Origin of the sequence: Halomonas sp. ML-15, from assembly GCF_014779595.1 — a bacterium.
Taxonomy (GTDB): Bacteria; Pseudomonadota; Gammaproteobacteria; order Pseudomonadales; family Halomonadaceae; genus Franzmannia.
Window position 1 is genome coordinate 51,983 of the sequence record NZ_JACXZT010000017.1, and the last position, 12,555, is coordinate 64,537.

The window sequence follows — 12,555 nt, forward strand, 5'->3', positions numbered from 1 at the left end:
CCAACACCACCACAGTTTGAACAACGCTGTGGTTGCGGGCAATTCCTCGCCGTGTGACTTCCCGAACTACAGATAGTGCAAGCCATCTTTCAACATTCCTGCTTATGTTCTGAAAAAACGGGGGCCCTTAGGCCCCCGTCGTTACTTACTACTGCAGCCTTGCGGCCAAGCCTCAGATTAACCCAGCAGAGACAGCACGTTCTGCGGGATCTGGTTGGCCTGTGCCAGCACAGAAGTACCAGCCTGCTGCAGGATCTGGGCGCGAGTCATATCGCCCACTTCCACGGCGTAGTCGGCATCTTCGATGCGCGAACGAGCGGCAGACAGGTTGGTTTCGTTGGTGTTGAGGTTGGTGATAGCGTCTTCGAAACGGTTCTGAACGGCACCAAGCTCGGAGCGCAGGCTATCGACCTGGTTCAGGGCTGCGTCCAAAGCTGCCATCGGGCCCTCAGTGGCAATGACCTCGGGGTCAGCGGTAAACTCACCTTCTTCAACGTAAATCTGGTCTGTTCCATCAGTGACGACGCCCTCAGCATCAACTTCATAAGTCTCGCCACCGAAAGAAGCTTCAAACACACCGTCGTTATCAGCAACAGCCTCCTCGATCTCACTAAATTCGGTTGCAGCAGCAGCTGTGGCTGCATCGTCCGCACCACCTAAACCGGCGGCATCTAGAGTAGACCAACCTGTAAACGCATTACCATCGTCATTGTCTACTTCATCATGATAAGTATATGTAGTACCACCAACCTCGATAGTATCGCCGTCAGCGGGTTCATCCTGAGCAGCCGCTAATACATCATTGCCGGTTGCTGCTTGCGCACCGTTGACGTTGAAATCACCAAGATTCAATGTTTCTGCATTGATTTCTTGCAGATTAACGGTGATGGTTTGACCGTCGTTAGCACCAACCTGAATCTGCAGCCCCTGGTTACTCGCCAGCACATCGACGCCGTTGAAGCTGGTCTCTTCAGAAATCCGGTCGATCTCGGCCAGACGCTGGCCAATCTCATCCTGGATGGACTGCAGGTCATTCTGACTGTTGGTGCCATTAGACGCCTGAACGCTCAGCTCACGAATACGCTGCAGGTTGTCGTTGACCTGGTTCAGCGAGCCTTCGGCGGTCTGGGCAATCGAGATACCGTCGTTGGCGTTACGCTGGGCCTGGGCCAGGCCGGTGACCTGGCTGGTCATGCGGTTGGCGATGGCCTGACCGGCGGCATCATCCTTGGCGCTGTTGATACGCAGGCCGGAGGAGAGACGCTCCATGGAGGTCTGCAGGGCGTTCTGGGACTTGTTCAGATTGGACTGGCCAATCATGGAAGTGATGTTGGTATTGATCACTGACATGGTGATATTCCTTCCTGATAGTTGAGGGCTCCATTGGCGGGCCCGGTCTTCTTGATGTTGCGGCCCGATCCCTCCGGGCCCGCCGCAACGGCGCCGTTGGCCGTTACTCTAACTATCGGAAGCTGATGGGAAACCTTTAGGGTCTTGGGAAGTTTTTTTGCAAAAACTGTCTGTTTGAAACGTCGCTGGCGGCCCGGAGGCCGCCAGCGTGACGAAGCTGTGATGTCCACAACACACGATTATCTCTACCCACGCCCCAACTGGGCATCCATGGCACTGAACTGCTGGGTAAGGTAGTCGCTGGTCTGGTTCATCTGGGCGATCATGGCGTCGAGCTGGCCAAACTGGATACGATAGCGCGAAATGGTCGCTTCGATGCTCTTTTCCATCCGCGCATAGCGCTCATTGAGGCTCTCGACGCGGCTCTCAGCGCCACTGATAGTGTTCTCCACCAGGCCGTTGCTGCCCAGCATCTGGTCAAGGCTCTGGTTGAGCTGTCCCGCCATGCCGGCGTCCTTGCCGTCGCCGGCAAAAAAGTCGCTAAGGCCGGCCATGTTGTCGGTCACTAGCTCATCGAGACGGTCGCTATCCAGCTCCAGGGTGCCGTCGCGCTGCAGCGAGATGCCAACTTGGTTGAGGGTGGCGAGCTCGCCGCCGGCCACGCCGCCGCTAAGTATGCTGCGCATGCGCGACTCGATGGTACGGACCATGCTGTCGCCGTTGAGCTCACCGGCCGTGTTGGTCTCGGCATCATACCCAGTAAGGTTGCCGATGGTTTCCTTCAGATCGTTATAAGCGTCGACGAAAGCGGTCACCGCCTCGCGCACGGCGCGGGTGTTCTGCTCCACCACTACGGTGGAGGTGGAGCCCTCGGTGCCAGGCTCAAGGTTCAGGGTCACGCCCTGGATGGCGCCTTCGATACGGTTACTGGCACTGGTGATGAGAATGCCGTTGACGTTGAGCTCGGCATCGATGCCCTCACGCTGGGTCGCCGGATCTGCATCCAGAACCACACCATCGGCCAGGCCACTGAACTCGAGACCCTCGATAGAGGCATCCTGGCCGGTCTCCTTGGAGCTCAGCGCCAGGCGATAGCCGCTGCCGTCATTGACGATGGAGGCTGTGACCCCAGCGTCGTCAGAGGCGTTGATGGCGTTTCGGATATCGATCAGGGTAGCGCCTTCCTCGAGATCCAGAGTGACGCTGGCGGGTTCGCCCGTATCTGGGTCGATACGGCCAAAGTTGAGGGTCAGCTGAGCGTCGGCAGCGGTCAGCGGCTGATCATTGGCGGCCACGCTACTGGTAGCCAGGCTGCCAGCGCGTGCCGCATTGACTACTTCCACCTCGTAGCGGCCAGCGTTGGCCTCGGCAGAGGCAGTAGCGGAAACGCCCTCTCCGCCGGTTACATTGGTGGAAAGGCTCTCGAAGAGCTTAGGGTCGTTGACCTTGGCCACCGCATCCTGGAACTCGTTGAGCCCCGACTGTAGCTGGCCGTAGGCCGATATCTTGGCCTGCTGCTGCTCCTGCTGGCGCGCAATGGGCTCGAGCTTGCCGCGCTCAGCTTCGTTGAGCTGCTCGAGCAGGCCGTTGAGGTCGAGGCCCGAACCGATGCCCAGTGATGTGATGGTGGTCATGCCGTATTACTCCCTGTGAGCGGTCTTCACCCTGATAACGTCATTATCGGCAAGTAGCGCGGTAACTTTAGGCGCTTTTTTTCTATGGCGTAAAAAAACCCCGGACTAAGCCGGGGTCGGTAAGCGCTTATCTCGGGCGGTCCTGCTACATCATTCCGCCCATGCCACCACCGCCGCCTTGGCCACCACCCATGCCACTCAGCTGCTCAGTGAGGTAGTTACTGGTCTGCTGCATCTGCCCCATCATGCTATCCAGCTGCTGGAACTGGGTGCGGTAACGGTCGATGGTCTGCTCTATGCTCTGCTCGGTGCGCTCAAAGCGCTCACCCAGGCTGTCGATGCGATTCTCGGCGCTGTTGATGGAGCCCTCCAGGGCACCGTTGCTGCTCAGCAGCTGCTCGGTAGTGCTTTCCAGCCGCCCAGCCAGCCCGGCGGTGGCGTCATCGCCGGCGAAAAAGCCGGCCACGGCATCGGGATCGTTCGCCAGGGCGCTGTCCAGCTGCTGCTCGTCCAGTTCCAAAGTGCCATCCACGCTGAGCGAAAGGCCCATATCGGAGAGCAGCGACAGCTCACCGTCCTGCATTTCGCCAGCGCTGAGTTCGTTGCGCAGACTGGATTCGATGGTACGTACCGCGCTATCACCGATCAGCGGGCCGGCCTCTCCCTCTTCGCTATCAAAGTCGGTAAGGCGGTCGGTGGTGTCCCGCAGCTCGTTGAAGGAATCGACGAAGCCGGTGACCGCCTCGCGGATGCTGCCAGTATCCTGCGCCACCGTGATTACACTGCTACCCGGCTCCTGGAGGTCGAGGGTCACACCCTGAATGGCGTCTTCGACCTGGTTCGTGGGGCTGGTGATGTCGATGCCGTTGACCGACAGCTCGGCATCCTGCCCAGGCTGGCCAATGGTGCCGCCCGGCTCATCAGCGAGGTTGCCTTCCGCCAGCTCGGCGAAATTGGTGCCGGTGATCGATGCCTGCTCGCCGGTGCCCTGGGACATGAAGGTGAGGCGGTGGCCTTCGCCATCGAACACGATAGAGGCGTTCACCGCTGCGTCGGGGTCGGCGTTGACCGCGTCGCGCACGTCTTCCAGAGTGCTGTCGGCGGCAATATCGACCGAGTGATCCAGCTCATCGTTGGCGAACGTCAGCGCTAGCTCGCCGCCCTCTGTGGAAACGATGGTGTCGAGGTACTCGACCCGCTCGCTGGTGAGGTTGCCGGCCGTGGCCGTGCTCTGCACGTCGACCTCGAAGCGGCCGGGGCTCGCCTCGGGCCCGGCGGCCGCCTGCACGGCGTCACCGCTGACCTCAGCGGTGACGCTCTGGTAGAGCGAGGGGTCGTTGAGATTGGTGACGCTGTCGCCGAACCCCGAGAGCGCACTCTGGATCTCACCGTAGGCCGAGATCTGCACCTGCTGCGACTCGACCTGCTGTGCGATGGGTTCGAGCCTGGCTTCCTCGGCTTCCTGCATCTGCCCCAACAGACCGTTCAGGTCGAGACCGGAGCCTACTCCTAGTGAGGTGATACTCGACATACAACCAACTCCAAAGTGCGTGTATTTTCCTCTCTACTCTGGGCCATCGGCGGGGAGGAGTGGGAACTTTAGGGTGCAGGAGGAGATTTTTTCAGGCGCTTTACGCGGCAGGCATGATTCTGAGGCCCTGGCAGCGCTTCGCGCTGCAATCGCGGTTGAAACCGCTCCCACGAATCGCGAATGGCGTCGCTCCTACACGGGGATGGTGCCAAGGCAGAGGTGGGAGCGGGCCCTGGACGAGGTCACTGATGCTGACGTTGCTCGTAGTGCCGACGTTTGCTGGTGAGTAGCCTCTGGTCGGCGCGGCCGGCCAGGCTATCCAGGCTGTCGTCCTGCTCCACCAGCGTGGCGACCCCAAGGCTGATCGAGATGTCGGTCAGGTCGACGATGCGCTGGCACAGCCTTTCGGCAGTGGCCTTGGCATCCCGCTCGGCGATCCCGGGCAACAGGACCAGAAACTCGTCGCCGCCGAAGCGCCCCAGCAAGTCGCTCTCGCGCAGTTCACCGGCGAGGCTGGTGGCGACGCGCTTGAGGGCGATATCGCCGGCGGCATGGCCATGGGTATCGTTGACCTGCTTGAAGGCGTCTAGATCGATCATCAGCACGCTGAGTGGCGACGCGTAGCGCCGTGCGCGCTCCAGCTCACGCTGGCCAAGCACTTCGATATGGCGGCGGTTATAGCAACCGGTGAGAAAATCACGGCTGGCCATCTCCTCGAGCTGGGCATTAAGCAGCGTCAGCTCGTGGTTGGCGCGAGTCAACTCTGCGGTGCGTTGCATAACGCGAGCTTCCAGCGCCTGATTGTGCTGCTCCAGGGCATCACGAGCGTTCCGCAGCTCGGTCACATCCTGTGCAATGCCGAACAGATGAGTGACGCGCTGCAGGTCATCAGGGTCGTTGTGCAGTGGCACTATCAGCGTTAACCAGTAACCAAACTGCTCCTGGCCTTGCGTATCGAAGAAGGCGACGTGCTCCTCATAGCGCATCGGTATATCTGCCGCCACGCATTCACGATAGCGAGCGTAGATCGCCTCGACAGTCGCTTCTGGCATAAACGCCGAGAGCGGCTTGCCGAGGCACTCGCGGCCAATGGTGGCTAGCTGCGCCGGATTGGCAGCCTCGACCACGAAGTGGCCGTCCTTCTCGGCCCGCACCAGAAACATATTTTCAGGAAAATGGTGCCACAGCTCGCGGACCAGAGGATGCGCCATCAGCGCCTCGTGGAAGGTCAGTCGTGCCGCGCTGGGAGGAGGAGTGTCACTCATGGCGATACCAGGGACGTTTGCGTCAACCATTGCAGCAACGGCGGCAGCTGGCAAGCAATGGTTAAGAAGCGGCAGCGCTACGCGCTGCAATCGCGGTTGAAACCGATCCCACATTGGGGTCGGGCGACCCTGGCAAATGTAGGAGCGAATTTATTCGCGATGGGGTTGATTTGGCCGGCAGCGCTGCGCGCTGCAATCGCGGTTGAAACCGCTCCTACATTGGGGTCGGGCGACCCTGGCTAATGTAGGAGCGAATTTATTCGCGATGGGGTTGGTTTGGCCGGCAGCGCTGCGCGCTGCATCGCGGTTGAAACCGCTCCCACATTAATTGCGCTGGAGTGGCTAAACCAGGGCGTCCAGGCCGCGGGCCAGGTCGCCCTTGAGGTCGTCGAGGTCCTCGAGGCCGACGGCGACGCGGATCAACCCTTCGCTAATCCCGGCGGCGGCTTTCTGCTCCTCGTTGAGGCGGCCGTGGGTGGTGGTGCCGGGATGGGTGATGGTGGTCTTGACGTCGCCCAGGTTGCCGGTGATCGACATGATCTGGGTGGCGTCGATTACCGACCAGGCCGCTTCACGTGCGCCCTTGCCACTGCTCGGGGCCACTTCCAGGCCGAGCACGGCGCCATAGGCCTTTTGCTGGCGGCTGGCCAGGGCATGCTGGGGATGGCTTTCGAGACCGCTGTAGTGCACCCGCGCAACCGCCGGGTGAGCCTCGAGCCAGCGCGCCAGCTCAAGGGCGTTCTCGCAGTGCGCCTTCATGCGCAGATTGAGGGTCTCGAGGCCCTTGAGGAAGATCCAGGCGTTGAACGGGCTCATGCAGGGCCCGCAGGTACGCACCACGCCGAACAGCTCCTCGAGCTCCTTGTCGCGACCGACTACCGCCCCGCCGATGGCGCGCCCCTGACCGTCGAGGTACTTGGTAGCGGAGTGGATCACCAGGTCCGCACCGAGTTCGATGGGCTTCTGCAGCGCCGGGGTCAGGAAGCAGTTGTCGATGGCCAACCAGGCGTCGTGGCGATGGGCGATCTCGGCCAGTGCCTTGATGTCGACCACCTCGGAGAGCGGGTTCGACGGCGTCTCGGCGAACAGCAGACGGGTCGCTGGGGTAATCGCGGCTTCCCAGGCCTCGAGATCGGAGAGCTCGACGTAGCGGGTGGTAATGCCGAATTTGCCCAGATACTTGTCGAACAGGCTGACGGTGGAGCCAAACAGCGAGCGCGAGGCGACGATCTCGTCACCGGCCTGGAGTAGCGCCAAGGCGGTCGAGAGGATCGCCGACATGCCGGAGCTGGTCGCGACGCAGCGCTCACCGCCCTCCATCACCGCCAAGCGCTTCTCGAAGTTGCGCACCGTGGGGTTGGTAAAGCGCGAGTAGATATTGCCCGGCTCCTCGCCGCCGAACTTGCGCGCGGCCTCGGCGGCGCTGCCGTAGACGAAGCTGGAGGTCGGGAAGATCGGCTCGCCGTGCTCCTGCTCGTGGGTGCGGGCATGGCCGGCGCGGATCGCCTGGGTGGCCAGGGCCCAGTCGTGTGAGTTGTCAGTCGTCATCGAAGTCATCCTGATTGTGCATGCCGACCAGGGCATGGTCGCTGACGTTCTGGTCCTTGGCGCTGTCGTTACGCGAGGCCTCGAGCTGGCTCAGGTAGGCGTCGTCGATATCACCAGTGATGTACTGGCCGTCGAACACCGAGCAGTCGAACTGCTCGAGGGCCGGATTGACCTCGCGGCAGGCGTCGCGCAGGTCGTCGAGGTCCTGGTAGAAGATGCGGTCGGCGCCGATCAGCTCGCCGACCTCGGCTTCGCTGCGGCCGTGGGCGATCAGCTCGTTGGCCGCCGGCATGTCGATGCCATAAACGTTGGGGTAGCGCACCGGCGGCGCGGCGGAAGCGAAATAGACCTTGCTGGCGCCGGCTTCGCGGGCCATCTGGATGATCTGCTTGCAGGTGGTGCCGCGCACGATGGAGTCGTCGACCAGCAGCACGTTCTTGCCCTTGAACTCGATGTCGATGGCGTTGAGCTTCTGGCGCACCGACTTCTTGCGCTGGGTCTGGCCGGGCATGATGAAGGTCCGCCCGATATAGCGGTTCTTCATGAAACCTTCGCGGTAGGTCACGCCGAGATGCTGGGCGAGCTCCAGCGCCGAGGTGCGGGAGGTATCAGGGATCGGGATCACCACGTCGATATCGTGCTCCGGCCACTCGTGCTGGATGCGGTCGCCGAGCTTGCGGCCCATCTGCATGCGGGTGCCGTAGACGTAGGCACCGTCGAGGATCGAGTCGGGCCGCGCCAGATAGACGTGCTCGAAGATGCACGGCGCGAGAATCGGCTTGTCGGCGCACTGCTGGGTGTGGATGTTGCCGCGCATGTCGACGAAGATCGCCTCGCCCGGGGCGAGGTCGCGGTGCAGCTCGAAGCCGCCGACGTCCAGCGCCACCGACTCGGAGGCGATCATCACGTCCTGGTGGCCGCCCTCGTCGCGGGTACCGAACACCACCGGGCGGATGCCCTGGGGGTCGCGGAAGGCGACCATGCCGAAGCCGTTGATGATCGCCACCGCAGCATAGCCGCCCTTGCAGCGACGATGCACGCGGCGCACGGCGTCGAAGATGTCCTCGGGCTCGAGATGATGGCCCTGCTTGCCCAACTCATGGGCGAAGACGTTGAGCAGTACCTCGGAGTCGGAGCTGGTATTGATATGGCGCAGGTCGGTGGAGAACAGCTCCTGCTTGAGCTGATCGGAGTTGGTCAGGTTGCCGTTGTGGGCCAACGAGATGCCGTAGGGCGAGTTGACGTAGAACGGCTGCGACTCTGCTTCGCTGGACGAGCCAGCGGTGGGATAGCGCACGTGGCCGATGCCCAGGTTGCCCTTGAGGCGCGCCATATGGCGAGTATGGAAGACGTCGCGCACCAGTCCGTTGCTCTTGCGCAGCAGGAAGCGGTCTTCATGCCATGTCATCATCCCGGCGGCATCCTGGCCACGATGCTGAAGGACTGTCAGCGCATCATAGATGCTCTGGTTGACCGCCTGGTTGGCCATCAGGCCCACGATACCGCACATTCCGCCTTACCTCGCTGCACTGTTTAACGACCGACCGACAACGCCGGCCCTATAAAATAGTTGGGATGCTACTGGGCGGGCGGCGCTCCGCCCTGCCTATCGGGATCGTCGAGCGCCCCATCATCATCGGCGTCATCGCCCCCGAAACCGGGTAGCGAGATATTGCGCCACGCCTCGGTGCGCTCGGGGTCACGCTGTTCCCAGGCCTCGACCTGGCTGATCACCCAGCCGCGCAGCTCCTCGAAGGTGGGCCGTAGCTCGGCGTTGCGCCACGCTTCGAGCTGCGACAGCGGCGTCAGCGAAATCAGCACGGTGACGAGCACCAGGATCGCCGCGCCGCGCAGCACACCGAAGGCGGCCCCCGCCATGCGGTTGAAGAAGCCCATGCCGACCCACTCTACCGCGGCATGGACGGCACGGATCACCAAACCGCAGATCATGATCACCACGAAAATGACCAGAATGAACGACAGCACCAGCCTGCCGTCGGCGTTGTCGATCAGCCCGCTGAGCATGTCGGCCACCGGCTCGGCGAACATGCGCGCGGCGATCAGCGCGATGACCCAGGCTGCCAGACCCAGCCCCTCGCGGATCAAGCCGCGCATAAAGCCCGCCAGCATCGAAATGGCGAGCACCGCCAGAAACGCCATGTCCAGCCAGGTGAGACTCATCAATCCTCCCGCACCCGAATCAGCAGTCCCTGGATATTGGCGCGCTCCTGGAGCTCGGTCCGGGCCTGCTCACCGTCGCTGGAGCTGGCGAAGGGCCCGACGTAGACGCTGGTCATATCGTTGTCACGCGCGCGGCGGTAGGCGCTGAAGCCCTGCTCGTTGAGCTGCGCCTCGAGGCGTTCGGCGTTGGCCGGCTCGCCGAAGCTGCCTACCTGCACCGTCCACTCACCGCCTTCAACGGCAGCCGTAGGTGCCTCACTGGCAGGCTCTGACTCGGCCTCCTGCGTCGGCTCGGGTTCGCTGGGCGCCTGGGCGGCCTCGGCCAGCTCGGCGATGGGATCGCTGTCGACCTCGGGCTCGGCCGGGGTCGGCTCGTCGAGATCACCCGGTTCGTCGCGCACCACCGGTTCGGTGGCCTCGACCACCTGCTCGACATCGACCTCGGGCGGCTCGTCGATCTCGCCTGACGGCGGCGTCGAGAGACTGGCCGGGGGGCTCGGCTCGTCCACCGGGGTGCGCTGCACGTCGATAGGCTGCTCGATGGTAAGCACCGGTGCCGGGCGCTCTTCGCGGGGCGTCGGCGTATCGAACAGCATCGGCACGAAGATCACCCCCAGGGCAATAATGATCACCGCCCCACTGATGCGTTCACGCATGCCATATTTCATGCTGATCCCTCCTCATGCCAGATGCTGGCATCCTCTGCCAACGGCGGTAGTTGCCTAGCCTGAACCTCTGCCAGCGCCTCGGCCACGGTGAAGAACGAGCCGCACACCAGCACTTGATCATCAGCGCCGAGGCGCTCACTCAGCCAGGCGACGGCGGCGGCCACGCTCTCGGCGCGGTGTACCACCGGTTGGCCGCTGGCCTTCAGCGTATCCGCCAGCGCCGCGGCGCTACGCGCGCGTTCGCCGTCGAGACTTGCCGTGACCCAGGCGTCGATCTGCCCGGCCAGTTCACCCACCACGCCGGCGGCGTCCTTGTCGGCGAGCATGCCGAGCAGCGCATAGCGCTTGCCGTCACAGGGCCGTTGAGCCAGGCGCCTGGCCACATAATGGGCCGCATGCGGGTTGTGCGCCACATCCAGGCACCAATTGCCCAGCCACTGCATGCGACCGGCCAGCTGCACCTGCGCCAACCCCTGGCGACAGCACTCGGCGTCGAGCGTCAGGCCGGTCAACGCCAGTGCCTGGAGCGCACTCGCCGCATTGTCCAGCGGCAGCCCCGGGTCGGGCAAGTGGTCAAGTGTCAGCGAGTCGCCTTCGCGCTGCCCTGTGATGTGTCCCTGCCACTGCCAGCGCCCGTCGGCATCGGGCTCGCTACGGGTCATCTGCTCGCCCAGCGCGTACAGCGGTACACCCAGCTCATCGGCATAGGCGCGTACGCTGGGCGGCAGTTCGCTGCTGCCCAGCACCGCTGGACGCCCAGCTCGCATGATACCGGCCTTTTCGCGGCCGATCTGGGCGATGTCGGTGCCGAGAAAGGCGGCGTGATCCTGGGCCACGGTGGTCACCACCGCGACGTCGGCGGAGAGAATATTTACCGCATCCAGCCGCCCGCCCAGGCCCACTTCGAGTATCGCCAGCTGCGGTGAGCGTTGCGCGATGCTGTGCAGTGCGGCCAGGGTACCGACCTCGAAGTAGGTCAGACTGATCGGCTCGTCGGCGAGGCGCGCCGCCTCGACTGCCGCAAAGCCCGCGATCAGGGTGGCGTCGTCGGCTTCGGCGCCGTCAAAGCGCAGGCGCTCGTTATAGCGCAGCAGATGCGGCGAGGTGTAGCTGGCGGTGGTCAGGCCGTGGGCACGGGCCAGCGCGTCGAGCACCGCCACCGTGGAGCCCTTGCCGTTGGTGCCAGCAACAGTAATCAAGCGCCCGGCGACGGGTGCGTCGAATAGCCCCATGCGTTCGGCCACCGCAGCGACACGCTCTAGGCCGAGCTCGATGCTGAGCGGATGCTGGCGTTCGAGATACGCCAACCAGCCCGCCAGATCGGCGGGCTGTGAGGGGCTATCGGGCGGACTCATGGGGCGCTCCGTCAACGCGGCTCCTGGCCGTCATCCTCGGCGGGCTGCTCCAGCGGCTCCTCCGCCTCGCTGGCCTCGGCGGGCTGCTGCTCGGCGACATCGACCAGGTCGGGCTCGTGCTCCTCGGGCATGCCGGTCACCGGCAGGTGCATCAGCTTGCGCAGTACTGCCCCCAGGCGCTCGCGCATCTCGCTGCGATGGACAATCATGTCCACGGTGCCGTGCTCGAGCAGGAACTCGCTGCGCTGGAAGCCTTCCGGCAGCTTTTCGCGCACGGTCTGCTCGATGACCCGTGGCCCGGCGAAACCGATCAAGGCGTTGGGCTCGGCCACATTGAGATCGCCAAGCATCGCCAAGGACGCCGTGACGCCACCGTAGACCGGATCGGTCAGCACCGAGATATAGGGAACCCCGGCCTGCTTGAGCTTCTCAAGCGCCGCAGAGGTCTTGGCCATCTGCATCAGCGAGAACAGCGCCTCCTGCATGCGCGCGCCACCCGAGGCCGAGAAGCACACCAGCGGGATGCCCTCCTCCAGCGCGGCGCTTGCCGCGCGCACGAATTTCTCGCCGACGATGGCGCCCATCGAGCCGCCCATGAAGGTGAATTCGAAGGACACCGCGACGATCGGCATGCCGTCGAGGGTGCCGCGCATGGCGACCAGCGCGTCGTTCTCGTCGGTGCTCTTCTGGGCTGCGGCGAGGCGGTCCTTGTACTTCTTGGAGTCGCGGAACTTGAGGCGGTCCACCGGCTCGAGGTCGGCGGCAATCTCGCTGCGGTCCTCCTTGTCGAGGAACCAGTCGAGGCGTTTGCGCGCAGTCAGCCGCAGGTGATGGTCACACTTGGGGCAGACGTTATGGTGTTTATCGAGTTCGGGCAGGTAGAGCACTGCCTCGCACTTGGGGCACTTGCGCCACAGCCCGTCGGGCACGCTGGCGCGTCGGTCCTTGCGCTGGATACGGCCCATGGAGGGCACGATCTTGTCTAGCCAGCTCATGTCAGAATGCTTCCCGTATGCTGAAACG

10 protein-coding genes are annotated in these 12,555 nt (G+C 63.4%); all 10 read right to left on the reverse strand.

Going from position 1 to position 12,555, the window contains the following annotated elements; all coding sequences use genetic code 11:
* Positions 1 to 177 precede the first annotated feature (177 nt).
* Positions 178 to 1,350: a FliC/FljB family flagellin gene (locus tag IEI94_RS09850; RefSeq protein WP_191167134.1), complete on the reverse strand. Its 1,173-nt coding sequence runs from the start codon at positions 1,348 to 1,350 to the stop codon at positions 178 to 180.
* Positions 1,351 to 1,595: 245 nt separating this feature from the next.
* On the reverse strand, positions 1,596 to 2,984 hold the full coding sequence (gene fliD / locus IEI94_RS09855; RefSeq protein WP_191167135.1) for a flagellar filament capping protein FliD: 1,389 nt from the start codon (positions 2,982 to 2,984) through the stop codon (positions 1,596 to 1,598).
* A 145-nt stretch (positions 2,985 to 3,129) separates the two neighbouring features.
* Positions 3,130 to 4,515: a flagellar filament capping protein FliD gene (gene fliD / locus IEI94_RS09860; RefSeq protein ID WP_191167136.1), complete on the reverse strand. Its 1,386-nt coding sequence runs from the start codon at positions 4,513 to 4,515 to the stop codon at positions 3,130 to 3,132.
* Between the two features lie 242 nt (positions 4,516 to 4,757).
* Entirely contained in the window at positions 4,758 to 5,780 is a 1,023-nt protein-coding gene (locus IEI94_RS09865; RefSeq protein ID WP_224750052.1) for a GGDEF domain-containing protein, read from the reverse strand.
* 342 nt (positions 5,781 to 6,122) lie between these two features.
* Complete coding sequence (locus IEI94_RS09870) at positions 6,123 to 7,328, reverse strand: O-succinylhomoserine sulfhydrylase (protein ID WP_191167137.1); 1,206 nt, start codon at positions 7,326 to 7,328, stop codon at positions 6,123 to 6,125.
* Complete coding sequence (gene purF, locus IEI94_RS09875; protein WP_191167138.1) at positions 7,318 to 8,838, reverse strand: amidophosphoribosyltransferase; 1,521 nt, start codon at positions 8,836 to 8,838, stop codon at positions 7,318 to 7,320. Before purF ends, IEI94_RS09870 begins: the two co-directional genes overlap by 11 nt.
* Positions 8,839 to 8,906: 68 nt before the next feature.
* A complete protein-coding gene (locus IEI94_RS09880; RefSeq protein WP_191167139.1) occupies positions 8,907 to 9,509 on the reverse strand; it encodes a CvpA family protein in 603 nt (200 codons plus the stop codon).
* Positions 9,509 to 10,177, reverse strand: coding sequence for an SPOR domain-containing protein (locus IEI94_RS09885; protein WP_191167140.1), 669 nt, complete (start codon positions 10,175 to 10,177; stop codon positions 9,509 to 9,511). Before IEI94_RS09885 ends, IEI94_RS09880 begins: the two co-directional genes overlap by 1 nt.
* Positions 10,174 to 11,532 carry a bifunctional tetrahydrofolate synthase/dihydrofolate synthase gene (gene folC, locus IEI94_RS09890; protein ID WP_191167141.1) on the reverse strand — a complete coding sequence of 453 codons (1,359 nt, stop codon included), beginning with the start codon at positions 11,530 to 11,532 and terminating at the stop codon, positions 10,174 to 10,176. The genes IEI94_RS09885 and folC overlap by 4 nt, the downstream gene beginning before the upstream one ends.
* Before the next feature lie 11 nt (positions 11,533 to 11,543).
* Entirely contained in the window at positions 11,544 to 12,527 is a 984-nt protein-coding gene (accD, locus tag IEI94_RS09895; RefSeq protein WP_191167142.1) for an acetyl-CoA carboxylase, carboxyltransferase subunit beta, read from the reverse strand.
* Between the last annotated feature and the right edge of the window lie 28 nt (positions 12,528 to 12,555).